General features: G+C 42.8%; 26 protein-coding genes. 13 read left to right on the plus strand and 13 right to left on the minus strand.

Going from position 1 to position 24,944, the window contains the following annotated elements; genetic code table 11:
- Positions 1–114: 114 nt before the first annotated feature.
- From C6Y39_RS05620 to dusA, 7 genes are all read right to left on the minus strand, one after another.
- Entirely contained in the window at positions 115–870 is a 756-nt protein-coding gene (locus tag C6Y39_RS05620; protein WP_105930326.1) for a TIGR04219 family outer membrane beta-barrel protein, read from the minus strand.
- A gap of 3 nt (positions 871–873) precedes the next feature.
- Positions 874–1,866 (minus strand): DUF2333 family protein, encoded by a 993-nt coding sequence (locus tag C6Y39_RS05625; protein WP_105930327.1) that lies wholly within the window; start codon positions 1,864–1,866, stop codon positions 874–876.
- Between the two features lie 155 nt (positions 1,867–2,021).
- Positions 2,022–2,384, minus strand: coding sequence for a hypothetical protein (locus tag C6Y39_RS05630; protein WP_105930328.1), 363 nt, complete (start codon positions 2,382–2,384; stop codon positions 2,022–2,024).
- A complete protein-coding gene (locus C6Y39_RS05635) occupies positions 2,384–2,584 on the minus strand; it encodes a PspC domain-containing protein (protein ID WP_105930440.1) in 201 nt (66 codons plus the stop codon). The genes C6Y39_RS05630 and C6Y39_RS05635 overlap by 1 nt, the downstream gene beginning before the upstream one ends.
- A gap of 63 nt (positions 2,585–2,647) precedes the next feature.
- Positions 2,648–3,316 (minus strand): phage shock protein PspA, encoded by a 669-nt coding sequence (gene pspA, locus C6Y39_RS05640; protein ID WP_105930329.1) that lies wholly within the window; start codon positions 3,314–3,316, stop codon positions 2,648–2,650.
- 326 nt (positions 3,317–3,642) lie between these two features.
- Positions 3,643–3,930 (minus strand): hypothetical protein, encoded by a 288-nt coding sequence (locus C6Y39_RS05645; RefSeq protein ID WP_105930330.1) that lies wholly within the window; start codon positions 3,928–3,930, stop codon positions 3,643–3,645.
- 192 nt (positions 3,931–4,122) lie between these two features.
- Positions 4,123–5,139, minus strand: a complete 1,017-nt coding sequence (gene dusA / locus C6Y39_RS05650) for a tRNA dihydrouridine(20/20a) synthase DusA (RefSeq protein WP_105930331.1) — start codon at positions 5,137–5,139, stop codon at positions 4,123–4,125.
- A gap of 362 nt (positions 5,140–5,501) precedes the next feature.
- Between dusA and C6Y39_RS05655 the strand changes: the two genes are divergently transcribed.
- From C6Y39_RS05655 to C6Y39_RS05670, 4 genes are read left to right on the plus strand one after another with little or no spacing between them, the layout of a single operon-like run.
- Entirely contained in the window at positions 5,502–6,053 is a 552-nt protein-coding gene (locus C6Y39_RS05655) for a hypothetical protein (protein WP_105930332.1), read from the plus strand.
- 3 nt (positions 6,054–6,056) lie between these two features.
- On the plus strand, positions 6,057–7,820 hold the full coding sequence (locus C6Y39_RS05660; RefSeq protein ID WP_105930333.1) for an OmpA family protein: 1,764 nt from the start codon (positions 6,057–6,059) through the stop codon (positions 7,818–7,820).
- A gap of 15 nt (positions 7,821–7,835) precedes the next feature.
- A complete protein-coding gene (locus tag C6Y39_RS05665; RefSeq protein ID WP_105930334.1) occupies positions 7,836–8,321 on the plus strand; it encodes a Rab family GTPase in 486 nt (161 codons plus the stop codon).
- Between the two features lie 9 nt (positions 8,322–8,330).
- Complete coding sequence (locus tag C6Y39_RS05670; RefSeq protein ID WP_105930335.1) at positions 8,331–10,451, plus strand: putative bifunctional diguanylate cyclase/phosphodiesterase; 2,121 nt, start codon at positions 8,331–8,333, stop codon at positions 10,449–10,451.
- 100 nt (positions 10,452–10,551) lie between these two features.
- Here the strand turns inward: C6Y39_RS05670 and fghA are convergent, their stop codons facing one another.
- Entirely contained in the window at positions 10,552–11,394 is an 843-nt protein-coding gene (fghA, locus tag C6Y39_RS05675) for an S-formylglutathione hydrolase (RefSeq protein WP_105930336.1), read from the minus strand.
- Positions 11,395–11,507: 113 nt separating this feature from the next.
- Between fghA and C6Y39_RS05680 the strand changes: the two genes are divergently transcribed.
- The 3 genes from C6Y39_RS05680 to C6Y39_RS05690 are packed head-to-tail and all read left to right on the plus strand — an operon-like array spanning position 11,508 to position 14,680.
- The gene (locus C6Y39_RS05680) at positions 11,508–12,422 is read left to right on the plus strand and encodes an acyltransferase (RefSeq protein ID WP_105930337.1); all 915 of its coding nucleotides are present in this window, start codon (positions 11,508–11,510) and stop codon (positions 12,420–12,422) included.
- A complete protein-coding gene (locus tag C6Y39_RS05685) occupies positions 12,419–13,312 on the plus strand; it encodes an acyltransferase (protein WP_105930338.1) in 894 nt (297 codons plus the stop codon). The genes C6Y39_RS05680 and C6Y39_RS05685 overlap by 4 nt, the downstream gene beginning before the upstream one ends.
- Before the next feature lie 3 nt (positions 13,313–13,315).
- Positions 13,316–14,680 carry a mechanosensitive ion channel family protein gene (locus tag C6Y39_RS05690; protein WP_240618819.1) on the plus strand — a complete coding sequence of 455 codons (1,365 nt, stop codon included), beginning with the start codon at positions 13,316–13,318 and terminating at the stop codon, positions 14,678–14,680.
- Positions 14,681–14,810: 130 nt separating this feature from the next.
- On the opposite strand, the gene C6Y39_RS05695 is transcribed toward C6Y39_RS05690, so the two are convergent.
- Entirely contained in the window at positions 14,811–15,002 is a 192-nt protein-coding gene (locus C6Y39_RS05695; protein WP_105930339.1) for a hypothetical protein, read from the minus strand.
- A 336-nt stretch (positions 15,003–15,338) separates the two neighbouring features.
- Here C6Y39_RS05695 and C6Y39_RS05700 point away from each other — a divergent pair, with 336 nt between their 5' ends.
- Positions 15,339–16,151 carry a DUF2884 family protein gene (locus C6Y39_RS05700; RefSeq protein WP_105930340.1) on the plus strand — a complete coding sequence of 271 codons (813 nt, stop codon included), beginning with the start codon at positions 15,339–15,341 and terminating at the stop codon, positions 16,149–16,151.
- A gap of 384 nt (positions 16,152–16,535) precedes the next feature.
- Positions 16,536–17,348, plus strand: a complete 813-nt coding sequence (locus tag C6Y39_RS05705) for an NAD-dependent epimerase/dehydratase family protein (protein WP_105930341.1) — start codon at positions 16,536–16,538, stop codon at positions 17,346–17,348.
- 58 nt (positions 17,349–17,406) lie between these two features.
- Here C6Y39_RS05705 and C6Y39_RS05710 read toward each other — a convergent pair whose 3' ends face one another.
- Positions 17,407–18,828 carry a sodium-dependent transporter gene (locus C6Y39_RS05710; protein WP_105930342.1) on the minus strand — a complete coding sequence of 474 codons (1,422 nt, stop codon included), beginning with the start codon at positions 18,826–18,828 and terminating at the stop codon, positions 17,407–17,409.
- Positions 18,829–18,955: 127 nt separating this feature from the next.
- On the opposite strand from C6Y39_RS05710, the gene C6Y39_RS18730 reads away from it, so the two are divergent.
- On the plus strand, positions 18,956–19,132 hold the full coding sequence (locus C6Y39_RS18730; protein ID WP_159120398.1) for a hypothetical protein: 177 nt from the start codon (positions 18,956–18,958) through the stop codon (positions 19,130–19,132).
- On the opposite strand, the gene C6Y39_RS05720 is transcribed toward C6Y39_RS18730, so the two are convergent.
- The gene (locus C6Y39_RS05720) at positions 19,098–19,823 is read right to left on the minus strand and encodes an SDR family NAD(P)-dependent oxidoreductase (RefSeq protein ID WP_105930344.1); all 726 of its coding nucleotides are present in this window, start codon (positions 19,821–19,823) and stop codon (positions 19,098–19,100) included. The two genes, C6Y39_RS18730 and C6Y39_RS05720, sit on opposite strands and share 35 nt — an antisense overlap.
- Positions 19,813–20,208, minus strand: a complete 396-nt coding sequence (locus tag C6Y39_RS05725) for a thiol-disulfide oxidoreductase DCC family protein (RefSeq protein ID WP_105930345.1) — start codon at positions 20,206–20,208, stop codon at positions 19,813–19,815. The genes C6Y39_RS05720 and C6Y39_RS05725 overlap by 11 nt, the downstream gene beginning before the upstream one ends.
- 256 nt (positions 20,209–20,464) lie before the next feature.
- Here C6Y39_RS05725 and msrA point away from each other — a divergent pair, with 256 nt between their 5' ends.
- A complete protein-coding gene (msrA, locus tag C6Y39_RS05730) occupies positions 20,465–21,010 on the plus strand; it encodes a peptide-methionine (S)-S-oxide reductase MsrA (RefSeq protein ID WP_105930346.1) in 546 nt (181 codons plus the stop codon).
- A gap of 89 nt (positions 21,011–21,099) precedes the next feature.
- Here msrA and C6Y39_RS05735 read toward each other — a convergent pair whose 3' ends face one another.
- Positions 21,100–22,221, minus strand: a complete 1,122-nt coding sequence (locus C6Y39_RS05735; protein ID WP_105930347.1) for a hypothetical protein — start codon at positions 22,219–22,221, stop codon at positions 21,100–21,102.
- Between the two features lie 279 nt (positions 22,222–22,500).
- Here C6Y39_RS05735 and C6Y39_RS05740 point away from each other — a divergent pair, with 279 nt between their 5' ends.
- The gene (locus C6Y39_RS05740; protein ID WP_105930441.1) at positions 22,501–24,366 is read left to right on the plus strand and encodes a metallophosphoesterase family protein; all 1,866 of its coding nucleotides are present in this window, start codon (positions 22,501–22,503) and stop codon (positions 24,364–24,366) included.
- A 17-nt stretch (positions 24,367–24,383) separates the two neighbouring features.
- On the plus strand, positions 24,384–24,920 hold the full coding sequence (fldB, locus tag C6Y39_RS05745) for a flavodoxin FldB (protein WP_105930348.1): 537 nt from the start codon (positions 24,384–24,386) through the stop codon (positions 24,918–24,920).
- The last annotated feature ends 24 nt before the right edge of the window (positions 24,921–24,944 follow it).

Genomic DNA, 24,944 nt, shown 5'->3' on the forward strand with positions numbered 1-24,944 from the left:
AAAGTGCTAATGGCTACATGATTTAGTAATAAGTGGGGTTAGCTGCAAGCTGTAGATACAAAAAAGGCGCGATATGCCAACGCAATCACGCCTTTTAAATTCGCTTACTGGCGCTTAGAAATGCAGCTCTAGACCAGCAAACACGCCATCAAACTCCATATCTGCGTACACATCGTCAAGGTCTTCAATATCAACCGTTACATTTCTGTAACCGACCTGTAGCGTCATATCAACGGCTAAGCTTTCAATGAAAGAATATTGAATAGCTGCTTGGTAATCACTTAGTTCATGGTCATCGAATGATAAATAGCTTCCTTCAAAATACGCTGATAACCCCGTGAAAGGTAAACCAAGCTGTACTTTGGAATAGGCCATAGGAACAATACCCGAAAACTCTGCAGAGCCACTGGTATTGCTAGCGGTATCAACAACAAACAATGCCCCATCGATGTACTTGGCGTTCACACCAAGGTCAAAGCTAACTAAATCGTTATCAAATAACTCGTAATATAAAATAAAATCGGTGGCATCAAGCTCAATATCAGTATTAACCACAGCACTTTGTGTAAATAACTGATCATCAAAAGTGAAGTTCGCATCAAGCGTTGTTGTACCAGAATTGTCCAGCGTAGTGTGATTAACCTTTACGTTCGGCAAAAAAGGAACGGGATGCTCGAAGGCAATGTATAGCGCTGTATTGGTTTCATCATCAAAATTAAAATCAGCAGTATTGTTGGTGTCAGCAAAACCACCTTGCGTATCGGTCTGCCATACTTGTGCACCAACATAAACGCCTGCAATAGTGTCTGCTTGAGATGAAATAGAAAATAATGCGCATCCCAATGCGGCAGCTATAAGACCCTTTTTCATTAATTATCCTTGATTAAGAAGTTCTGAAAGTTCAATTAAAGCAGCGTTTGCGCGTGAAATATAGTTAGCCATAACAAGTGAATGATTTGCTAACATACCGAAACCGCTACCATTTAAAATCATGGGGCTGAAAACAGACTGTTGGGTAGCCTCCAGCTCTCTGATTATCTGCTGAAGACTTACCAATGCATTCTTGTCTTCAAGCACATCATAAAATTCAATTTCTACCGCTTTGAGAAAGTGTAGCAAAGCCCACGTAGCACCGCGCGCTTCATAAAAATTATCATCCAATTTCCACCAGCTGGTTTTCACTACGCGCTGACTGGCAACGGGTGACGACTGCTTAGCATTTGAGTCGCCGGCTAAATCCGTATTCAGTCGGGCCGATCCTACGCTGGCGCTTAGTCTTTGTGAATAGCTACCTAGTCGTTTTTCTACTTGCTTTAACCACTCTCGCAAATTATCTGCGCGGGTGTAAAACTGACTGTCAGAATTGCGTGTAACCGCAAGCTCGTCTCTGTATTTTATCAGCAGCTCTATACCTTCAGAGTAGCTCGATTCAGAAGACGGTAAAGCCCAACTTTTATGATCCATGTTGAATTTAGGATGGGCTTTAGTAAGGTAAGGGTTCTCGATAGATTGGGACTGCGAACGGCTAAAGTCTTTGCGCATTGAAAGCGCAAGGTCGCGCACCATTTCCAATGCACCAAACTCCCAGGCTGGCATGTTGTCTAGAAAAATCCCTGGAGGAGTAATGTCGTTAGAAAGATACCCGCCAGGCTTATCGAGTAATGTTTGCGACACGTCAATCATTGTAGACGTTAACGTGTAACCGGCAATGTTCGTGGGATTTTCTACTGAAGAGTTTTGCTCAAGACGCTTTCTAACATCGAACGTATCAGGAGAAAGACTCCAGTACCATCCAATAAGCCAGAACAATAGTACAATCACCACAGCGACAATCGCTATCCGTTTTGAGTTAATTGATTGTCTCATATAAACACCAACCTTCCTTTTAAATAACAAATAGCCGACTGCAGTCAGCTATTTGTAATTATTAATACTATGTGAAAAATGCGAAACCTTTATGACGGTACTGTTATATCACCATCTTTTACTACGTTAACACAATTTAAACTTAATTATATTAGTTATAAAGTATGGTGCATGTTTCGCTCATTTTGCTGCTTATACGCTGCAGAGTTTCTGTTTTTCAATGCATATAGTGCGATAACGATGAGTATAATTGGCCAAAAAGCACTCACACCCATAACCAGAAGCGCTAAGAACCCAGCACCCAGTGCAAGTAGAATTGTACCTATTACACTTACAGCAACCACAAAACCTACAATGGCGAGTGCCACACCGATTAATGATAATACCGCTACATTTTCCCAGGGACTTAGTAGTTCATCCGACATAATTAAGTGCATACCCAACCAGCTATCCACTAAACTACCAAGGCAGTTCACCAGAACGATGGCTATCACCAGCGCAATCAGAAAGTTTTTCATTACACTAATCTCGGCAACAAGATAACCGCGGCAACATAGGCCACCAGCGTAATAGGTGTAGCGATGAATAAACCCGCTACCGCCGCTGCTCTTACCCATACTGCATCTATATCAAAATAACGTGCAACACCTGCACACACACCAGAGATAATTCCAGAATCAAGGTCTCTATAAATTCGTTTTTGCGATGGTAATTTCATCATCTTCTCCAAAAATTTTAGCTTTCGATATCAACAATATGGGCAAGCAGAATTCGAGGTCGCTTAAGCGACCTTCTTCTTTTTAAGCTCAGCGAGTTCTTTCTCGATGGCTTCATCTGCTTCCATCGCTTCGAACTCAGCTTGCAGTGATGCAGCTTCCGTTGACTTAGTTAAATCATATGAATCCACTTGTGCTTCTAGATGCTCAATACGTTGCTCATAGCTTTCAAAACGCATCATCGCATCATCAATTTTGCCTTCGTGATCAGCTTGCTTAACTTTAAGACGGGTTTGCGCTGAGTATTTACGCTGAACTAACGTTTTTTGTTTCGCTTTTGCTTCCGCCAACTTACTGTTCAAACGAGCAGTGTCGCCTTGAATCTTTTCGATACTTTCTGCAAGGTGCGCTTCCTGCTCTTCAAGAGAGGCAAGTTTAGACACATATTTTTGCTTCTCTATCAGAGCCGCTTTTGCTAATGACTCTTTATCATTGTTCATTGCAATTTGTGCTTTGTGCTGCCAACCTTCCACTTCTTTGTTTGCTGACGCGATTTGACGTGCTAGCGTTTTCTGCTGAGCTATAAAGCGCGCCGCGTCAGTGCGAACTTCAACTAGGGTTTCTTCCATTTCTTGAATAATCAAACGAATGATTTTTTCAGGATCTTCAGCTTTATCTAACATCGCGTTGATGTTTGCTTGAACAATATCGTTAATGCGTGAAAACATACCCATGATTATTTCTCCGTTAAAAATAGTGTGTTGGTTTCCAGCGCTCTTTCCGACAAACTCGCTGCTGGTTACCGCCGACTGAGTTCTTATCAACACCTTAACTATTACAATCGTTGTGCCATTTATTTAACCAACTGTTTTGTAATGTTTTTTTAAAATCACCTAACGAATTCGTGTTTATTCTATTTAGCTGAATACAATTTATTAGCGAATTTAACCAACGTATTTGTAAATTAGACCACTTTAAAAACACACCTTCTAAATCGAGTTTTTCGTTGATACAGGCACAAAAAAAGCGCCTCTTGGCGCTTTTCAAAACTTATATACTTTTAGTCTGCATCTTTCTCAGAAACGTCTTCATCAGACGGTGTACTAGCCACCAGATCAGTCACGCTGACCTTTGCATTCGAACGCGCCTCTGTAGGGCTTAGTTCAAAATGATAGGCTGCATTTGCCACCGCTTGATATACATCAGCTTTAATTTCATAAGTCGTGGTAGCTACCACATTTGAAACCATATTAGTGACAAACGATTGAAGCACTGACTCCTCTGCATTTGCTACGCTACTTGTCATGCTTGCTGTCAAAATGGTTGCTGCAATAAGTGAAGTTTTCATGTTATCCCTCTAAATCTAGTCAGTGCAACAACACGCTGTTGTTGCGATATCTAGAGGATTGCGAGAGCTGTGCCAACTCCCCAATTCAACAATAAGCCAATGATAAATAAAGCTTTAGTTAAATATCACGAGCTAAAGCGGATTTGAATGGGACTGAACAAATATTAAACTTTAGTCAAACAGACTACTTTATTAGTCTTTTTGACTATTGTATTCATTCACTTCCCTTTGCGCATTTTCTACTGCGTCTAATGCGTTGAGAAGTAAGTTAGGGTCAGGATTTTTACCCGTACCATTCTGGCTTAAGTATCTACGCCAGATACGTCCACCTGCTTGGCCCTGATAAAGCCCTAGAATGTGACGCGCAGCATGCCAAGGTTTAAAATACGGGTCTTCTTGGCGTTCAATATACTGCTGCATTTGAAGTACTATCTCACGACGAGACAAACTCTGTGCACTGCTATCATCGAATATGTCTCTATCAACGGAGGACATAATATAGGGGTTGCCGTAAACCTCACGCCCCACCATGACACCATCGACAAATTCTAGCTGTTGCTGGGTTTCTGCAAGCGTTTTAATACCACCATTGATACTGATAGATAATTCAGGACGCGCTTGTTTCAATCTGTGAACCCGCGGGTAGTTCAACGGCGGGATTTCGCGATTTTCTTTTGGGCTTAGACCTTGCAGCCACGCCTTTCTCGCATGAACAATAAATGTATCGCATCCAGCATCAGCAACAATATCAATGAAGCGGGCGAAGTCTTCATCTTCATCCATATCATCAATACCGATGCGGCATTTTACCGTAACGGGAATATCTACCGCTGCCTGCATAGCTTTAACGCTGCTTGCAACTACCTCTGGCTGGGCCATTAAACAAGCACCAAAGCTGCCGTTTTTTACCCTATCACTTGGACAACCTACGTTGATATTGACTTCATCGTAACCGCGCTCTTGAGATAACTCAGCACACTTGGCCATATCAGACGGATCACTTCCGCCAAGCTGCACGGCGATTGGATGCTCTTCTTTGTTGTACCCTAAATAATCACCTTTACCGTAAATGATCGCACCTGTTGTCACCATTTCTGTGTAAAGCAGCGTATGCTTAGACATCAAACGCAGGAAATAGCGGCAGTGGCGGTCTGTCCAATCCAGCATTGGAGCGACAGAGAATTTACGATTTAACGATGTGATAGACACAGCAAAGACCTCAGGAACAATTGTTACTTAACGAGTCGCAAATTAGCGCGAGCGGCGTATAGTACCTATGTTCAATAAAAAAACAATGTCGAGCTCCGTACATTTAAACGAATGAAAAAGATTGTCACTAAGAGGCGCTAGTTTCTCTTAAGTTTTCGTTCTCCCCCCATTCTCACAACTCGCTGAAAAAAAGATACTTTTCGTCTTATTTATTATCATTATTATGCTTTTAGCGTATTTCAATGTTTGCAATTAGAGGCTATTGTATAAAGCTATAATCATAATTATTAGCACATACGAAAATGTGAATGCAGCGCGATAGCGTAAGTATGCGATAGCACTGCCCCCCTCGGAGACATGTTATGGCGGACAAGAAGCAGATGGAACAGCACGTACAGGACGGTAACCCAACTGAAAGCGCGCCTCAACCAACAGACGAACTTGGTCAACTAAGAGAAATTTTATTTGGTCAAACAAACCGTGCTTTCCGCGCAGATCTTTCTGCCCTAGAGTCACGGGTAAACGATAGTTTTACGAAGCTGAACGCGCACCTTGATAATCAATTTAACGATATTCGTAAACTTATCGATGACCAGATCAGTGAATTATCTAATCAGCTAGCTAGTGCGAACGACAATCATAGCAACGTTCAAGAGCAGCTTCAAAACACTACTGATAAATTACAAAGTGAGCTGGAAATCGCCGAAGCAGCAGCAAAAAATGACAACGATGCATTAGAAGCGCACGTGGTGAAAGAGCTTGAGTCGTTAGATAATTTGTTTAGTAAACGTCATCAAGAGCTGCTAGAAAAATTACAGCAGGTAACGAGCGACCTTTCAGAAAGTAAAACCGATAGAAAAACGCTGGCGAATTTACTTTCTACCATGGCTACCAATCTCGCAACCGATCATTAATTAATGACTGATAAGGTGCCGCCGTCTGAGTTTACGGACAATTCTCTAGAAAAAGTTAGAGAATTACTTATTGGGCGGGACGACAAATTTGTTCGAGAAAAATTAGACCACGATGCAAAAGGTTTCGTGAGCAATGTTGTGTCCGAAGCATTGTTGGAGCGGGAGTCCAAAGACGGTTCTGTCAATAAAGTACTCGTTCCTCTTGTTGAAAAGTCGTTAAATCGCTCTATCGAAGCAAACAGCGAAAAAATCGTTGGTACGCTTTATCCACTTGTCGGTGCGCTTGTAAGAAAAGCAGTGTCCGCTTTTCTGGTCGAATTTGTAGAGCGAACCAACGCGTTAATTGAAAACAGCTTGAGTCCAAAGAGCATTTCTTGGCGCTTTAAAGCCTGGCAGTCAGGAATAAAGTATTCCGAGTATGTCGCCGCGCAAATATACCAATATCAAGTGCAGCAGCTTCTTGTTATTCACCGCGAGACCGGCACGCTGCTTCACAGTATTTCCGCAGATCCCGAAAAAGAAAAAGATGCAGACTTAATCTCATCTATGCTGGTTGCCATCAATGACTTCGTTGCTGATGCTTTTGGCGTAAGCAGCAATGAACCAGAAAACGAACTGGGTGAAATTAAAACCGAAGATTTTACCCTGCTTATCAAAATTGGCCCTCAGGCATTGCTCGTCGCTGCCGTCACTGGAAGCATCCCTCCAGAAGTTCGCGGTAAGCTCCAGCAAGCGCTAGAAGACTTTCACAGATTTTATCAGCAACCGCTCATTAACTATGAAGGCGACAACGCTGCATTTGATGGTTGCGAGACTATACTTGCCGACTGCCTGGTTAGTGAAAAGAAAGAGGGAGAAGGAAAGAAATCAAAGCGGCTTGTTGGCGCAGCTCTCCTACTTGTCGTTCTCATTGCGTTGTGTACGCTTTCGTTCTTGCGATTATCCCTCAGCATTTTGAAAAGCGACTTGCATGAACTCTCCCCGCCACCAGGGGTAGTCGTCACTGATGCTTACATATCAAATGGCAAAGTACACGCTAAAATTCTTCGAGATCCTGCCGCAGATAACATTGAAAAATGGTTTAGCGACAGCGACATCGACCTCTCTCGCATTATAGTAAGCGAGGAGCCGTTTGTTTCACTCAAACCGAGTATAGTAGAACGCAAACTAGAAAAACTCATTCGAGATTACCCGTTGAGCGAGCACGAAACTATTTCCCTCGATAAACAGAATGACAATAAGTGGATTGTCTTGGGTGATGTTTTTGCCTCCACAGCCATAAACCTTACGCAAAAAATAAATAACCTCCCTGGTATTTCAAGTTTAGAGGTAGATACGTCACCACTTAGTATTAAAGCAGAGTATGAAATCGATAATGCCGCGCTTCAAAAAGTCGCTCTGACCCGTTTGGTTAATAAAGTTTCTTCACAAAGTGTACTTTTTGCTACTAACCAAGAGGCGCTTTCTGAAGTACAGTTAGCAAAGTTAGAAATATTAGCAAATGATGTAAAACAACTCCTGTCTGTAGCTAAGAAGACAAATACAATAGTTAGCATTGTTGTGATGGGCGCCAGCGATAATTCTGGCTCAAGTGCACGAAATCGTGAATTGAGCCAAAAGAGAGCTGAAAATGTTGTTAATTCACTAATCTCGCTCGGTGTTGAAAGCAGCGTTCTCATTCCAGTAAGTCTAGGAGAGCTGCCGTTACAAAATCCATCAATGGGACGTTCGGTTATGTTAAACGTATTAATATCCAGTGCACTGTAGTAAGGAAACATCTCAGTGATACAGAAAAAAGTGTGTATTTTAGGACCTACAGGGGTTGGTAAAACAAGCCTCATAAAGCAGTTTGTCGAAGGTATTTTCTCCGAGAAGTACAAGACAACGATTGGTGTAAAAATAGACAAAAAACAAGTCAACAAAGAAGGCCGTGGGATACAGCTTCTGATCTGGGATTTAGAGGGTATAGACAGATATTGTGGGTTTAATCCCCGCTACCTAAGAGGTGCTAGCGCCTATATCGTCGTAGTTGATCAAACACGTTCACAATCGCTAACTGAAGGCATGGAAATTCTTGAACTGGCAAAAGAGCATTATCCTGATATCCCTGCTTTTTTCGTGATTAACAAGACTGACTTACCCACTAGCTGGCATTGGAGTGAGGACGAGTTAGACAGCTATTCTCAAAAATTTGCGTTACTGACCAAAACTAGCGCGAAAACCGGTGAAAATGTAGAGAGCTTATTTAACACAATTGCATTTTGGTAGGAGAACTCCATGGACATCCATTTATTAAATGCACTAGGGATTACAAACTGTGCTTTGTTTAAATACACAGACTCCCATGAGCTTGAATGTCTAACACCGGAACTACCATGGCTTTCCCAAGTAGTTACGCTCGATGCTAACAATAATCTCGAAAAACAGCATATACCTTCTATTTTCTTAGACGATTTTTTTCTAGACGCTAATGAGGTGTGGAAGGGCTGCAATTCGTTTAGCCTTTCCTCTGGTTTCTGGACTGAGCAAAATGGAAGCCATCTACTCCGCCTAGAAGCATTAGCGATTAATAGCGAGTCTGGAGCGCGTTACCTAGTCGTAAAGAACGTCGAAGAACAGTTCGACGAAAAGCGAAGAACGCTACAAGCCGCGAGGGAGTTGCTGCTGAGCCACCATGAAATCGTTGGGCAGCATGAATATATAAGGCATAAATTAAATAACGTGCTGCGTAAAAATACGCGATTACAGAAACTCGTTCCCCCGATTCAACAAGCTATTCACGATTTAGACACAGGCGTAGTTATTCTCGATAATGATGGAGCTTTGGTGCTCGACAACAAAGCGTCTCACAGGCTTCTTTATTGCAACAGTTCAACGCCAAGTTCCATTCGCATAAGCGAGCTAATAAAAGACATCGGCGCACCACCCACATTTCTACCTGCATTAGTAGAGAAGAAAACACCCTGGCAAGGAGAACTTTTTTGGCAACCTGTGGATGAGTACAAGGTTTGGCTACAAGTTACTATCCATCCGGTGTTGCAGGGTGACCAACTTACTCACTGGGTCTATTTACTCACTGATATTACGCATATTCACGGCAATGGAGAGGGCGCTCTTATTGCCAGTGGGATGGATTCATTAACAAAAGTGGCCAACCGCAATTTATTTATTGATACGGTTAAACGCTCAGTTAATGAGCAAAGTGCATTTAAACTGTTTCTCATTGATATTTGTGGCTTTAAGAAAATCAACGAATCGCTTAGCTATCAGTCTGGTGATGAGATCCTCAAGACCTTTGCACTTCGCCTTCAAAGCTACGTGGGTAATAACGGGTTTATCGCCAGAATTGGCAGTAACGAATTTGCGCTTGTTAAACGCAGTGATACGTTTAGAGGGCACACCAGCGAAGACTACGCAGAAGAACTCATAAAGAAATTAACACAAACTTATAATGTACTTAATGGGAGTGAACCCCATTTAGGCGTAAACGTGGGTATTGCTAATTTTCCCAGCGATTGCAATTCTGCTGAGTCTCTGCTTCAGTGCGCCGATATCGCATTACAGGCTGCAAAATATCAAGGCCGCAACAACGTACTTATCTATAGCGAAGCATTACACAAGCAACACAATGCTTCTAATGAACTCGAGCGCCAACTTCGAAAGGCGATTGAAGGTAACGAGTTAACCCTTTTCCTACAACCAATCGTCAATTTGGCCACCGGAAAAATTATTAAGTGTGAAGCGCTAGCAAGGTGGAAAACATCAAGCGGCGAGTTCATTCCTCCTGACGTATTTATTCCTCTTGCCGAAAAAAGCGATCTTATATTTGCCTTTGGTGAGTGGCTTATTAATGAAGCGTGTGAAGCTATTGAAGCCATTAAAGCGGCAAATTTAGACATTCGTTTAGCAATTAATATTTCAGGACGACAAGTTACAGATCTGGCGCTGTTAACGCAGATAAAGAACGCTCTTGACGATCATAAATTATCTGGGTCCAGTCTATCTATCGAACTTACCGAGAGCGTTTTTGTAGAAAGTTTAGACTCGGTGTCGATACTGTTAAACGAACTTCGCGATATGGGAATAACGGTATCAATTGATGACTTCGGTACGGGCTTTAGTTCATTAGTCTATCTGAAAAAGCTACCTATTGATGAGCTTAAAATTGATCGCTCATTTGTTAGTGAACTTGAAGAAAACACGGAAGACCAAGCTATCGTGCAAGCTATTTTAAGTTTGGCGCACAATTTAAATATTAAGATTATCGCCGAAGGAATAGAGACAAAACAGCAGCAAGAGTTTTTAAAAAGTCATGACTGCACGTATGGGCAAGGTTATTTGTATCAACGCCCTGTGGCTATTTCAGAGTTCGTGTCGTCCGCAAAAAAGTTAAGATAATTTCCTGAGAACGAATTTATATTTTCGATATTTGCTAACAAGGCCGACATCAGCTTTTACGAGCTAATGTCGGTTTTTTGTTTTTATGGTGCCTGAAGCTTTAAATCAAGCCCATATGCCCCGCGTGAAACTCCAAGTGCTCTTCAATAAATGAAGCAATAAAGAAGTAACTATGATCATAACCTTCATGCATGTTAAGCGTTAACTGCGTCTCTGACTGTTGGGCTGCGTGTACTAGCGCCTGGGGTTTCAACTGCTCGTGCAAAAACTCATCTTTGGTGCCCTGTTCAACCAAAAGAGGAATATTGTGCGTTTTGCTCGCTAAAAGCAAAGAAGCGTCATACTCTTTCCACGCTTCTTTGTCATCGCCTAAGTATCGGCCCAATGCTTTTCGACCCCAAGGGCAGTCACAAGGGTTAGCAATAGGACTAAAAGCAGAAACTGAAACAAATTTATTCGGATTGCGCATTCCGATGACTAGTGCGCCATGCCCCCCCATGGAATGCCCACTGATGGCCCGTTCTTTGGTGACGGGGAATTCGTTTTCTATTAACGCAGGAAGTTCGTCAACGATATAACTGTACATATTGTAATGCGTGTTCCATGGCGACTGCGTTGCATTAACGTAAAATCCAGCGCCAAGGCCAAAATCGTAGGCGCCCTCTTCGTCGTCAGGTACACCCTCTCCACGCGGCGAAGTATCTGGCGCAACAATCGCCATTCCAAGCTCGGCCGCCAATTTCATCGCGCCCGCTTTCTGCATAAAATTCTGGTCGGTACAAGTCAGCCCTGATAGCCAATAAAGTACCGGAACCGGCTTATCCTTTGAGGCAAACGGGGGAAGAAAGATTGCGAAGGTCATATCGCACTGTGTTGTTTCAGCTTTATGCGTGTAGCGTAAATGACGCCCGCCGAATGCTCTATTTTCGCCAATAAGCTCCATTACAGCTCCTTAAATTCGTAAATTTGCACCTTTATCGTGGAATCAGTAAAGGCTCTATCGGATTTTAGATCAAGTTCGTTTACACTAAGCGCCTAATTTTTGAGGTAAGTACAATGGTAAAAGCACTGCTGCATCATATTGTTGGCACTATTTCGGTCATCTGCTATTTCTTAAACACAGTTATATGGTCAACGCCTATCTTTATACTGGCGGTTTTTAAACTTATACCCATCGCGCCTTGGCGACGATTCACTTCCTATTTGGCAGATGCATGCGCAACTGCGTGGATTGGTGTAAATAATATCAACCAGCGTATAAGTGGCCGCACAAATTGGACGGTAAACGGACTAGAAAAATTAACCCGAGATGGTTGGTATCTCGTTATTGCTAACCATCAATCTTGGGTCGATATCTTAGTTCTTCAACGTGTTTTCAACAGAAAGATACCGTTTCTAAAGTTTTTCCTCAAAAAAGAGCTTATTTACGTCCCTATTTTAGGTCTGGCTTGGTGGGCACTTGACTTCCCCTTTATGCGACGTTACTCAAAATCATTCTTAGCCAAAAACCCGCATTTAAAAGGCAAAGATATGGAAACCACGCGTAAAGCGTGTGAAAAGTTTCGTAACAAGCCGGTAAGTATCATGAATTTTGTAGAAGGTACTCGCTACACTCAGGCAAAACATGATAAGCAAAACTCGCCTTTTGCTCACTTACTCAAGCCCAAGGCAGGTGGCGTTGCTTTTGTACTATCTGCAATGGGTGATAATCTGCATAAGCTGATTGATGTTACTATTGACTACCCGAACGGCGTACCCTCGTTCTGGGACTTTGTAAGCGGCAAGGTCCGCAATATTCGCGTGAATATAAACGTAATGCCAATCAAAGAAATTATGGAAAACGGCATTTTCAATGAGAATTATTTTGACGACCCCGAAGTTCGCGCCCGTTTTCAAACGTGGCTAAACGAACGTTGGCACGCCAAAGACCAACTGTTAGATTCACTTAACGCAACTCAGAAGCCATTATGATTCGTGTAGTACTTGCTCCATTTATTTTTGTTTTACACACCACACTGCAAATTCTAAACCTCGCCTTTTGGGGTGGACTTATAATATTGCTAGGCTTGGTAAAGCTTCTGCTGCCTAACGGAAAAATCAGAACAGCTTGGAACAAGGTCATGCATGCGCTGATGTTTAGCTTTGGCCGTATAAGTGTTCTGTTAATCAGGCTGTTTAACAACGTAGATATTCAGTGTTCTGTTCACGGTGAGCTATCTAAAAGTAGTTGGTATTTGATTATTGCAAATCATTTGAGTTATTTAGATATCATTTTACTGATTGAGTTTGCCACCCACCGCATCCCCGCTCCTAAATTCTTTCTAAAGAAAGAGCTTATTTGGTTACCCTTTGTAGGGCTGGGTGCCTGGGCTTTGGATATGCCATTTATGCACAGATACACTCGGGCTTACCTAGAAAAATATCCTGAAAAAAGAGGCAAAGATCTGGAAACGACCAAAGCCTACTGTGAGAAATTTAGAACTGTGCCTACTACGGTAATCAATTTTGTTGAAGGAACGCGGTTCACGCCTCAAAAACACCTTTCCAAACAAAGCCCGTACAAGAATTTACTGCCCCCGAAAGCTGGCGGCGTTTCCTTTGCCTTGTCGGCTATGGGTGAGCTTTTCACTAACGTTTTAGATATCTCATTACTTTATCCCGAGAACAAGCGCCATCCTATGATGGCAATGTTAAGCGGCAGAATGACGAAGATTGTCATAGATGTGAACGTTACGCCGGTTCCTGAGTTACAACAGCAGTCAGAACGCACAGAGTCTGAATTTCGTCTTTATTTTCAAAACTGGTTAAACGGTCTATGGGAAAATAAAGATAATCGTATAAAGAAACTGTTGGAGTCCTAGTTAATGGAAGTCAGTGCATCAGTACGCGATCACTTTATCAATTTGGTAAACGACGTTTTTCCAAATTTAACAACAGAGGACCCTTTATATAGCGTGATAGCGCTTGGGTCTATTCTGATTATCGCAGCGCTTATTTATGTTATCGCGCGATTGTTGGTGCGTCCTCAAATTGCTAATTGGGTATATAAATCGAATAACAAGTGGGATAACGCACTTCAAGAGCACGGCTTTTTTAGGCGTTTAATGCATCTTTTCCCTGCGCTGTTTATTTATGTCACCACACCGGTTTTAATTGATGGCGAAGCCGTCATGCATGGCATGGTTATTAAAAGTGCCCAGCTTTATATGTTGTACAGCGGTTTGCTGGCCCTCTACGCAATGCTGAGTACCGTAGAAGACGTTTACAATGCGTCTGCCTTTTCACGAAGAGCGCCCATTACAGGGTTCATTCAGGTTACAAAGCTAGCTTTCGCTATTATCACCATACTTCTCAGTATTTCGTTGATTGTAGATAGAAGCCCTCTGCTCATTGTGTCTGGTCTAACCGCCATTGCTGCGGTATTGCTATTAATTTTCAGAGACACGATTTTGGGCTTTGTTGCTGGCATTCAAATTGCGGCCAACCGTATGTTCAATACCGGCGATTGGATTGCAATGCCCAAGTATGAAGTAGATGGTGAAATTCTTGAGATAGGATTAACGAACGTTAAGGTACAAAACTGGGACAAAACTATTTCGACATTGCCTACCTATAGTCTTACTACAGAGGCAGTGAAGAACTGGCGTGGAATGCAGGAATCGGGTGGACGCAGGATTAAGCGCGCCATTTTTATCGATGTGCATTCGATCAAGCTCTGCGACAACGATATGCTGGAGCGTTTTTCAAAGATTCGCTATATCAACGAATACATTGATAAAAAGAAAAACGAGCTGCGTGCTTACCACAGAGATTACTCTATTGATGAGTCTGACTTACTAAATAGCCGTCGCCTGACGAACATTGGCACCTTTAGGGCTTATCTGGAAGCTTATTTACGCAAGCACCCTAATATTAATCAAGAGCTAACCTTGATGGTTAGACAATTACCCCCGAATGAACTTGGCCTTCCCCTAGAAATTTATTGCTTTAGCGCAGAAAAGGAATGGGTGAAGTATGAAAAAGTACAGGCTGATATTTTTGACCACGTAATGGCGATGCTCGACCTATTCGACCTGCGTGCTTATCAAAGAGACGGACATCTCTCACTTTTGGCAAGCCGTGAACAGAGTGTGTACAAGCATGATACGACGGAACACGAAGAGCGTAATGCTCGCGACAGTCAAAACGATGAGGGAAGCAACGATTCCCCTCGTAATGAAGGTCAATAGCGCAATTCATTCTCAAAGTAAGCGCATAGTCAGAAGCTAGCAGAGCAAAACACGAAGGCTTGAATACCTAAGCCAAATAATACGCGAAAAAAAACCGGCACAAATGCCGGTTTTTTATAACACTTAATGTTTACGCCAAGGCATAGGCCATCAGTGAGCACACTACTAAACCTGTAACGCCAAAAAAACCGTACTCGATTTTTTCCTGCATACCTTCAGCACCTGCTTTAGCAGTCATTAAGCCCATAACGATGCTGCTTAGCCCTAGCGTAAAGGCAATTAGCGCAACACCAAACATAATTGCATTAATCCAATCAGCCATTGTGATAACCCCTTAAAATAATTGGCGGTATTATGCACCAATAATTCAGTTTTGAACATGCTGGATTGGTTTTAATACACTACCGTGAACCAAAAATTGATCTTAGTCAAAATTGCTAATTTATTATTATATTCACCAAATAGTTAATAAACACAAAGCTAGCAAAGGCTTTGACAACACATAAAGCAATGAAAAATAAAGAAATTTAATCTTGGCAAGGGCATTGCTCTATTCAGTGCAAAGAACATCATTTTGTAGCTTTAGTAAATCAGTGACAGAACAAGGCTACGTTTTGTACAAATACAATCTTGTCACGAGTGAATTAAGGAATAACCAATGTCTAAGAAATTATTACTTTCAGTTGCCGTTACCAGCGCTTTAATCAGTGGACACGCCTTTGCTCATGACAAGAGCTTTCAAACCAATAATTGTGACATGGAACTTGATGGTCACATTCAGTACTACCAAGGCAACCTAACCGTAACCATGGACAATGGTTCGGTGATGGAAATTGACGCCAAGCACAATCTAAAGATCAATGGTGAACCCGTCTCTCTAGACCGTGAGCAACAGAAATGGGTTAGCGATTATTACAACAACATAGATACCGCAATTCCTATGACGCTTACCATTGCGAGTGAGGGATTGAAAATTGCTAACGTAGCCGTAACGGAAGTGTTTACTGAGTTGTTAGGTGGTGATCAGATGGGCGATGATTTTCGCGAGTTATTTGATTCACTAGATGCGAAATTGCAAACCTCATTTTATGATGACGCGGGTAATATCCGCGTCGATTCCACCAAATTTGATGAACCTGGTTGGTTTGACGAAAGCTGGGAGCAAGAGTTTGAAACGCAAATAGAGTCTTTGATTAGCGAATCTATGGGCCGAATTTTGATCGCTGTTGGGACTCAAATGCTTTGGGAAGGCGGCGATATGTCTGAATTCGAAGAGAAGATGGAACGTTGGGGTGAAGACCTAGAGTATCGTTTAGAAAGTCAAGCGGCGTCGTTAGAAGAAAAAGGTGATGCCCTGTGCGAAGTACTCAAAAAAGCCGACTATGCTGAAGGCAAAATGCAGGCCTCTATTTCTGGTCTTGATGGGCTGAATTTGCTGGACATCGACCCTCATTCAGAAATGAAAATGTAATCGCTTTATCACTTGATAGCTAAAAGCACTCTGCTGGTTATGTGTCATACACATAGCCAGCTTTTTATTTGATAGCAATCCGCATAGATAATTGCCCACACGGAAGGCGCTGGCAAGTTTCCTAGCGAAGCGTGGGAATGCAGGAATGGCTGTTACCCTTTCAAATTCCCACTAGGCATTGTTCACAACGCTCGCCTTATAAAAATATCTCATTCCAATAGCACCTTGTACTGCACAGTACCCACCGATTCCCTATAGTATACAAACATAGTTTAAGTAAATTGATGTAACACCAATCCGCATAGATTATTACTCGCTGAGTGGGTACTTATCTATGCGGACTGGTATAACCTAGGGCGCGTTGACAGAAAAGGTATGTAGACAATGACACAGAATTTAGTAATTACCGGCTATGGATGGTTAGCAGGATACGTCGGTAAGGCACTGGCGGGCGATGTTAATATTATTGGAACCACCCGGAGTCACGAAAAATGTTTAGCATTAAAAGACCAAGGCATTGAAGGTGTTGAATACACACTAGGCGATGATCCTGAAGTAGTATGCCGTCACTTATCAAATGCGACGCTATTACTCAATGTACCGCCGGGTCGAAAAAGCACACACTTAGAAACGTTCACTGCCAATATGACTGCACTTATAGATGCAGCGTTGAGTGCTGGCGTTCGTCATATCGTGTTTGTTAGTACTACATCGGTGTACGGAGATAGCACTAATGAATTGATAAATGAAACCAGCGCTACGGCTCCTCAAACAGAATCAGCAAAAGCGCATGTTGCTATCGAGAACTATTTGCTTGCAAAACGAGACCAAATTGACGTTAGCATTCTTCGACTAGCCGGCCTTGTTGGTCCCGACCGTCACCCCGCACGTTCACTTAGCGGCCGGGAGCTAGATGCAGGTAATAAGAGAGTTAATCTTGTCCACATTCACGATGTTGTGGAAGCACTTAAAAAAATTATTGGTAGTGCGCCAATTAACGGCATATTGCATTTATGTAGCTTGTCCCATCCAAAGCGAGGGGTTTACTATATTGATGCCTCAAAAGCGTTGAACATTGAACCGCCCTACTTTGCGGATACTGAGAACTCCCCCTCAGGGAAAGTTATTGATGCCCACAAGAGCTGGGAGCAGCTTGGTGTTTCGCCACAGTACAGTGACCCCTACAGCATGTTTTAAAGCAAAAAAAAACGGCAAGTTTGTTTCCAAACTCGCCGTTTTTATTTTGCAATTACGTTTAACCGAAGAGACTTAACCCAAAGTATTTAACCGCAACGGTGTTAACAAAAATCACGAGCAATATTAGCGGTATGAAGGTTTTCAAAGACACGTCTACGTACTTCTCAAACCAACTTCCTTTATAGCCTTCGCTTCCTTCTTCAAGCGAGGCATTAAAGTTCGCGCTTTTCCAACGGTAAATAACAAACAAGCAAATTAACAGGCCATTAAGCGGTAAAATTGTGTCGTAGAATACGTCGTAAATTACGTCAAACAAGGATTTATCGGCACCGGCGTAATGCATAAATGACGTGAGCATTTCAACTTTACCAAAAGATAGCGCACTCAATATTGCCAGAATAATCATAATGCTGCCAAGAGAGCCGAGCGCCCATTTACGGCTAACGCCTTTCTCGTCCATTAATGCAGCCACCGGCACCTCAAAAATAGAGACGAGTGAAGTAATAGCAGCAAAGAATACAAGTAAGAAGAACAAGCTTGCGACAATCGATGCGCCGATATATCCAATAGAATCCTGCAACGCCAAGAAAATACTAGGTAGGTAAGTAAATATCATTCCTACTGACGATTCACTTAAGTCATCAGGATTGATATCAGGATTAAAAGAGAAAATAGCTGGCAAAATCATTAGACCTGCCGTGAACGCAACTGCAGTATCAGTTAACGCCACCAACTTTGCAGCGCTTGGTACATCTGCTCGCTTATCGATATAACTTCCGTAAGTGATAAGAATACCCATACCAAGGGACAAGGAGAAAAATGCCTGAGACAGCGCGCCATTAACCACTTCTGCTGTTATTTTAGAAAACTCTGGGACAATGTAGAAGGTCACGCCAGCCATTGCGTTGTCTTGCGTAAGTACGAATATGACTAAGCCTATTAGCATTACGAAAAGCGCAGGCATAAGAAGCTTTGCCGCTTTTTCGATACCCTCTTTTACCCCACCCTGCAATATGAGGTATACCACGCCCACAACCACGGCCATGTAGGCGAAAATAGATTCGGAATTAATAAACATTCCGAACGTATTAGGATCCGCGAGTTTATCTAAGTTGCCGCTTACAGCTTCAAATAAGTAACCGAATAGCCAAACGGTAATTACCATATAAAAAACGGCGATCATAAAAGGGGTAGCAATGGCTAACCAGCCCGCAATCTTCCATTTTTTCTCATTGTCGCTAATATCGCTGTATGCACCCAATGGGTCTTTTCTAGCATGACGCCCCACTGACATTTCAGCCAGCATAACCGGTAAACAAATGGCAAAAACAAAAATCGCGTACATCAATAAAAATGCACCGCCACCGTTTTTAGCTGCACCGACAGGAAAACCTACTAAATTACCAATGCCTACCGCAGAACCTGCAGCAGCCAAAATAAAACCTATGCGCGATCCGAACTGTTCTCTGGCCCCGCTCATATCCCTTCCTCTTGTTGAGTTATTGTTATAGCAATTCGCGGGGCTGATAATTTATGTGTACGTTTTATTTGTACTTATTTTACCGCGCGAACTGGTATTAATTATTATCAGGATGGCGTTTGTTGTTATGACTCACGTGTGGCGTCAACGCGTTGTATTGCTACCTCTATGGGCTCATCAATACGCTGCACCATTCCCAAAAGAGCATGGTAACAGCAGTGAAATAAAAAGTCTTGATGTTGAACTTGTTGAAACGATGAAAGAGCGTATCACCAAGTTACCACTTCACCATTCCAGTCGATAAAATGGCAAGCTTGGTCTCGATCTAGCTTCGAAACATGAGTAATGAGCTGTTTCGCGGTAAATTCAGGCGTGAATAGCTTCTTTGCAGCAACGTTTTTCTGAAAAGGCTTCGACAGCCCCGTATCCACCGTTCCAGGATGATAACAAACGAGCATAACGTCTTTTGCTCTGCGCTTATATTCAACCGATGCGGTTTTCACGAACATGTTAAGCGCCGCTTTTGATGCCCGGTAACCGTACCAACCGCCAAGTCCGTTGTCGGAAATACTACCAACCCGAGCACTCAAACAGACAAGAGTTGACCCCTCTTTACTAACAATATTAACGAGATGCTTAAGCCACAGTGCAGGCGTAATGCTGTTGGTAAAAAAATAAGCTGACAATGCCTGTTCGCTGATGTCTTCCAATCGTTTTTCAGGGTGTACTTCCTTTTCCTCGTTATGCAAAAAACCCGTGGTAATTACAACGGTATTTAGCACGACACCCTGTTCGTTTAACTTTTTAACGAAAGCGCCAATATGCGCATCATCTTGTTGCGCTATCTGGTGATAGGTAACGTTTTCTTTTGGCGTAAATTCAGACGCAGGCGCTCGACTAACCGCAATAACTGCCGCGTCATTAAGGCGATATTGCTCAATAAGTGCGCTGGCTATGCCACCAGAGGCGCCTACAATTAGCACATTATTTTTCATTTGCGTCTCCTGGAATGCAGCGATCACATTGACGTTTTTTCCCCGTCAGTAAATAGGAAATAGTGTACCTATGTTTGGCAAACACATTGTAGAATGCATCCGCAAAATAGCGAATAATCGGCCAGCGAAGCGGAGCATAAAGCCAACCCATTCCTACTGCCTTCCACGCTTCATGAGTCACGTCTAGTCCTGTTATCAAAGTACCATCGTCGCGAAGACCATGAATTCTGGCGTTAAGGGCATCCCAATCTAATGTAGGATAATTCGATGAGAAATCGGGAGACTGAATGTCTACCAACGTCAATTTGTTGTGCTTGTCTCGTTTGCTTAAATGTTTCATTTCGGCCATGCAAAGTGGGCAATAGCCGTCGTAAAATATAATCACGTTAAAATACCTCTGCTAAACCGAGCGTGTCTCTTCGTTTTCAGTGCGTTTGCTTCTGAAAGTGCGTTTGCTTCTGAAAGCGTGCGCACAGCGACCAGCACTTATCTCTAAGTGCCAATAGCTTAAAATCTTTTTGGACCGCTTTGCGTTATTCTTATTTAATATTCGTTTATACGATAAAAAAACACGCTTGGATGACTTGTGTTGCAGGCTGCTCGCACCCACACTAGGTTCAAAGATTAATAGAGGTTTTACTATGGCAAATTTACAAGTCGCAACCTTAGCAGGCGGATGCTTTTGGTGCATAGAATCAGCTTTTAACAGTGTTGATGGTGTGGAAAAAGCAATTTCTGGTTATGCGGGAGGTCATAAAGCTGATCCTACATATGAAGAAGTTTGCGGGGGTAACACGGGCCATGCTGAGGTAGTACAAGTAACATTTGATGCAGATAGCATCAGCTACCGTGAAATTTTAGAAATTTTCTTCGCGCTGCATAATCCTACCCAGCTAAACAGGCAGGGAAACGATGTGGGCACACAGTATCGAAGCGCAGTTTTCTATCACGACGACGCCCAAAAAGCGGAAGCAGAGAAGATTATTGCAGAAATTACTGAAGATGAAATTTGGCCAGATCCTGTTGTGACCGAGGTTGTAGAAGTGAACAATTACTATGACGCCGAAGATTACCATCAGGACTATTTTAAGAATAATCCACAGAACCAATATTGCTCAATGGTTGTTGCCCCTAAGCTCGCAAAGTTTAAAAAGACCTTTGCTTCACGCCTTCGCAATGATGCGTAATTGAAAAGTTATCTAATCAGAGCCTGACTGAATGGTTCAGGAATAAAAAAGGGTTGCTTGGCAACCCTTTCTTGTGAGCGTCGTTTAAACTATTCAAACCACGCGTCGTTAATTTTAAGGGAAAATAGAAGAGGGGCTAAATCCTCATAGCGACGTAAGTGTGCATCGCAAGTGGCATTTTTCAAATAATTTTTTTCCCAAGGGTCGTTGATAATCCACAAAGTGTCGTCAATTGACACTAAACCTTCCATTGACGCGTTATCCATCGTGTATTGGTCGCAGCTTTCGTCTTTAGCCACGTCAAAAGTGATGGGAATGCGTTTGGTGGCTTTACTGCCGCTGGTATCAATTACCCAAAGTTCGTTATCGTTTCTTGCTGCGCCAAATAAATAAGACGCCCCCGTTGAATGGGTATACATTGCTAAACCATTGAGAGGATGATTTCCTGACGTAAATGATGGCAGCTGTAAATCAGGCTCATCTACTGTTGCAAACTCCTTCGACGCAAAAAAATCATCATCAATATTTAACGAAAAAATACGAGGTTGCGCTGCTTTATCTTTTTCCAACGCTAAGTATAACGTGCCGTCATTAGCCATCGTCAGGCCCTCTATCCCATCGTTAGGAAAGTTCCCCACTTCAAATTCAACAGGGAATTGCAACGGCCGCACGCCCGCCATCTCAAAAGCTCCATTGTCTTTACGTGTCAGCTTTACGAGTAACGTGGGATAATCAGTAGAGCCAGTATCCTCATACTTAGTTTCACACCGCGGACTTAATGCTCCTGTTCGAGTTGCATCTTCGGTGACCGTATAGACTACATTCGGATCCCTGGGGTCTACTGCTAATGCCTCTAAATCTGGTTCTTCATTTAAGTAGTTATAAAAGCAACTTCTTCGCACATTTTGCGAAAATGAAAAACGCTCACTCGACGAGACCAACATTGCAGTAGCAGGCGAAATATGATGAAGCTTTAACTGTTGAGCTGTATCAGCACTAGCATCTGCAATGGTAACCAGCATGTCGTTCATTACAACCAGCCCTGATGTCTGCGGGTCGAACATGACGTTACCGTTCTCATCCACAATCCATTTACCAACCGCTACTTCTGTCAGGTCCTTAGGTTCAGGCGTAATAACCACATCTGCCGGCTCACTGCATGCACTAAGCAGCATGGTCATTATCACCGTACTTGTTACGTGTTTAAACATGTTTTGAATTCCTATCTCCTTTCATGCGAAAGAGAGCGACTACTGAGGCGCGATGATCTTTACTGTGCATTTTTAAAGCAGAGAGCAACACGGCCTATTACTAAAAAATTGTAAGGGAGTATAACGAGCATACCGTTTATGCACAAAAAAGAGTAAAGTTATATCGAAAGCGAAACACCATGTTGATTATGTTAAGAATGTGTCTCACTTTTTAAACGTTAGTTTTGTTAGCGCTTCGCGCAATTTATGTCAGAGGAGAGCGTTATTTCTACGCAGCAATTGCCCCAAGTTATCGCAGGGCCAATAGTTAGAAAAGTGACATCAAACTCGTGTCATGTGTGGCTCGTTAGCAGCAACGCTGACGCACCTTCGCTCTCTTTATCTCATGGTGATTCGGTATTGGCTGGCGACAGTCAAAGCGACACCGTACGCGTCGGTAAGCACGCGTTTATTCATCTAGTTACCTTTTCTGCATCAACGTCATTTAAAGACAGAGAACGAATAAACTACAAACTTATCTTTAATGATCACCAACAGCAAAATGCGTGGGAAAAAGAGCAACGCGCTTTGCTTTATAAAGATCAGGCTAGTCTGAGCTTTCATTATACTGGCACCCCAGAAACAATTTTGCACGGCTCATGTCGAAAGCCCCATTTTCATGGCGATGATGCACTTGTTCAGGTAGATAATCTTCACAAAATCGCGTTTGAGGAAAAAGCAAGTTTCCCTGACTTACTGTTGATGACAGGCGATCAGATCTACGCTGACGACGTTGCAGGACCGATGCTTAAAGCCATACATTGTGTAATTGCGCGTTTAGGCCTTTATCACGAAGCACTTGAGGGAGCGGTCGTAAACAACACCAGTGATCTTGCAACCCACGAACACGGCTTTTATGAACGAGAGCAGCTCCTGCCACAAATTGCGACCAATACGGTCCTATCTTCAATTTTCTTTGGAGCTAAGAAAAAGCCGGTGTTTACTTCAGTTAATGCCCAAAATCATTTAATAGGCAGTGCTGAAATTATCGCTATGTATTTACTGGTATGGTCCGACACACTATGGCCGGATATCGTCATTGATAAAGATGGGATCCCAGAAAAGTATAACGCTATATTCGATAAAGAAAATGAAGCGCTTACCGGCTTTGTGAAACCTCTTTTACAAGTGCGTAGAGCGTTAGCACACGTTCCAACCTACATGATTTTTGACGATCATGACGTGACCGACGACTGGAACTTAACCCGAGGTTGGGAACAAGAGGTCTATGGTAACCCCCTATCGAAACGTATGATTGGCAACGCCCTTATCGGCTATTTGCTATGTCAGGGCTGGGGTAATGCGCCAGAAAAAGTAACTTCACTAATTCAAAAGGTAAAGGCATCGTTGGATAAGCAAGGGTTAGCCGCCCATAATGGGATTGTTGACGAGTTGCTGGACTTTGATCAGTGGCATTACCGTATAGATACAACCCCTCCCATTGAAGTGTTAGACACACGCACACAGCGCTGGCGTTCAGAATCTAATATGAACAAGCCGTCAGGGCTGATGGACTGGGAAGCTCTGTGTGATTTCCAGCATTCCATTATCGGTAAAGAGTCTGTCATTGTGGTTTCGGCCGCACCTATATATGGCGTAAAAGTCATTGAGGCTATTCAAAAAGTGTTTACCTTTTTCGGTAAAGCCCTCACCGTTGATGCTGAGAACTGGATGGCCCACAAAGGTACGGCTAACGTAATTCTAAATATTTTCAGGCATTACAAAACGCCGCCTGAGTTCATTATTCTCTCTGGCGATGTGCACTACTCTTTTGTGTACGATGTGCGTCTGCGCTTTAGACGCAATAGCCCTCACATTACTCAGTTTACGTGTAGCGGTTTAAAAAACGCTTTTCCCGATGGGTTGATAAAATGGTTAGATAGATTGAACCGCGTGCTTTACCGCTCGAAGTCCCCTCTCAACGTATTTACCCGACGTAGAAATATGTCTGTAAAAGCAAGGGAACCAAGCATGGGGTATGGTGGATTATTCAACGGCTGCGCCATTGGTGTATTAAAAATTTCACAGAAAAACACTGATGTTCAGTGCAAAGCTTTGTTGAGCAACGGTAAAGAGGTAGAATTCCCAACTTCCAAAGACGATTAGTTCAAAAGAGGTATCTAATGAGTGATAGCGCACTGTCCATCGGATTATTTTACGGCTCCACAACCTGCTATACCGAAATGGCGGCGGAAAAAATCCAGGCGCAGCTCAATAGCCTCTTTGACGAAGACATTGTTGACCTTCATAACATCAAGGACGTGAATTTAACGCGCACGGCCGACTACGACATTATTATATTCGGCATTTCAACCTGGGATTTTGGCGAGCTCCAAGAGGATTGGGAGTCTCACTGGGAAGAGGTTCACGGCTTAGATTTATCTGGAAAAACTATTGCCCTGTTTGGCCTTGGCGATCAGCTCGGTTATGGAGAATGGTTCCAAGATGCGTTAGGTATGCTCCACGATGCAATTTTGCCCTCAGGCTGCAAAATAGTCGGTTACTGGCCAAATGAAGGCTACGAGTTTACTGCATCAAAAGCCTTAACCGAAGACAAGGCTCAGTTTGTTGGCCTGTCTCTTGACGATGAAAACCAATACGACAAAACAGACGCACGCATCGAAGCATGGTGTGAGCAGTTGCTGGTTTCAATGGCCTAAGCCCCATCATATTTGGATATCAGC

It is taken from the genome of Alteromonas gracilis (genome assembly GCF_002993325.1).
Taxonomy (GTDB): domain Bacteria; phylum Pseudomonadota; class Gammaproteobacteria; order Enterobacterales; family Alteromonadaceae; genus Alteromonas; species Alteromonas gracilis.

Bases quoted from the DNA above. Each gene is read 5' to 3' on its own strand.
- C6Y39_RS05620 (WP_105930326.1), bottom strand. From the start codon at position 870: ATGAAAAAGGGTCTTATAGCTGCCGCATTGGGATGCGCATTATTTTCT.
- C6Y39_RS05625 (WP_105930327.1), bottom strand. From the start codon at position 1,866: ATGAGACAATCAATTAACTCAAAACGGATAGCGATTGTCGCTGTGGTG.
- C6Y39_RS05680 (WP_105930337.1), top strand. From the start codon at position 11,508: ATGGTAAAAGCACTGCTGCATCATATTGTTGGCACTATTTCGGTCATC.
- fghA (WP_105930336.1), bottom strand. From the start codon at position 11,394: ATGGAGCTTATTGGCGAAAATAGAGCATTCGGCGGGCGTCATTTACGC.
- C6Y39_RS05690 (WP_240618819.1), top strand. From the start codon at position 13,316: ATGGAAGTCAGTGCATCAGTACGCGATCACTTTATCAATTTGGTAAAC.
- C6Y39_RS05660 (WP_105930333.1), top strand. From the start codon at position 6,057: ATGACTGATAAGGTGCCGCCGTCTGAGTTTACGGACAATTCTCTAGAA.
- C6Y39_RS05735 (WP_105930347.1), bottom strand. From the start codon at position 22,221: ATGTTTAAACACGTAACAAGTACGGTGATAATGACCATGCTGCTTAGT.
- C6Y39_RS05705 (WP_105930341.1), top strand. From the start codon at position 16,536: ATGACACAGAATTTAGTAATTACCGGCTATGGATGGTTAGCAGGATAC.
- msrA (WP_105930346.1), top strand. From the start codon at position 20,465: ATGGCAAATTTACAAGTCGCAACCTTAGCAGGCGGATGCTTTTGGTGC.
- C6Y39_RS05710 (WP_105930342.1), bottom strand. From the start codon at position 18,828: ATGAGCGGGGCCAGAGAACAGTTCGGATCGCGCATAGGTTTTATTTTG.
- C6Y39_RS18730 (WP_159120398.1), top strand. From the start codon at position 18,956: ATGACTCACGTGTGGCGTCAACGCGTTGTATTGCTACCTCTATGGGCT.
- C6Y39_RS05720 (WP_105930344.1), bottom strand. From the start codon at position 19,823: ATGAAAAATAATGTGCTAATTGTAGGCGCCTCTGGTGGCATAGCCAGC.
- C6Y39_RS05695 (WP_105930339.1), bottom strand. From the start codon at position 15,002: ATGGCTGATTGGATTAATGCAATTATGTTTGGTGTTGCGCTAATTGCC.
- fldB (WP_105930348.1), top strand. From the start codon at position 24,384: ATGAGTGATAGCGCACTGTCCATCGGATTATTTTACGGCTCCACAACC.
- C6Y39_RS05645 (WP_105930330.1), bottom strand. From the start codon at position 3,930: ATGAAAACTTCACTTATTGCAGCAACCATTTTGACAGCAAGCATGACA.
- pspA (WP_105930329.1), bottom strand. From the start codon at position 3,316: ATGGGTATGTTTTCACGCATTAACGATATTGTTCAAGCAAACATCAAC.
- C6Y39_RS05700 (WP_105930340.1), top strand. From the start codon at position 15,339: ATGTCTAAGAAATTATTACTTTCAGTTGCCGTTACCAGCGCTTTAATC.
- C6Y39_RS05655 (WP_105930332.1), top strand. From the start codon at position 5,502: ATGGCGGACAAGAAGCAGATGGAACAGCACGTACAGGACGGTAACCCA.
- C6Y39_RS05685 (WP_105930338.1), top strand. From the start codon at position 12,419: ATGATTCGTGTAGTACTTGCTCCATTTATTTTTGTTTTACACACCACA.
- C6Y39_RS05630 (WP_105930328.1), bottom strand. From the start codon at position 2,384: ATGAAAAACTTTCTGATTGCGCTGGTGATAGCCATCGTTCTGGTGAAC.
- C6Y39_RS05635 (WP_105930440.1), bottom strand. From the start codon at position 2,584: ATGAAATTACCATCGCAAAAACGAATTTATAGAGACCTTGATTCTGGA.
- C6Y39_RS05670 (WP_105930335.1), top strand. From the start codon at position 8,331: ATGGACATCCATTTATTAAATGCACTAGGGATTACAAACTGTGCTTTG.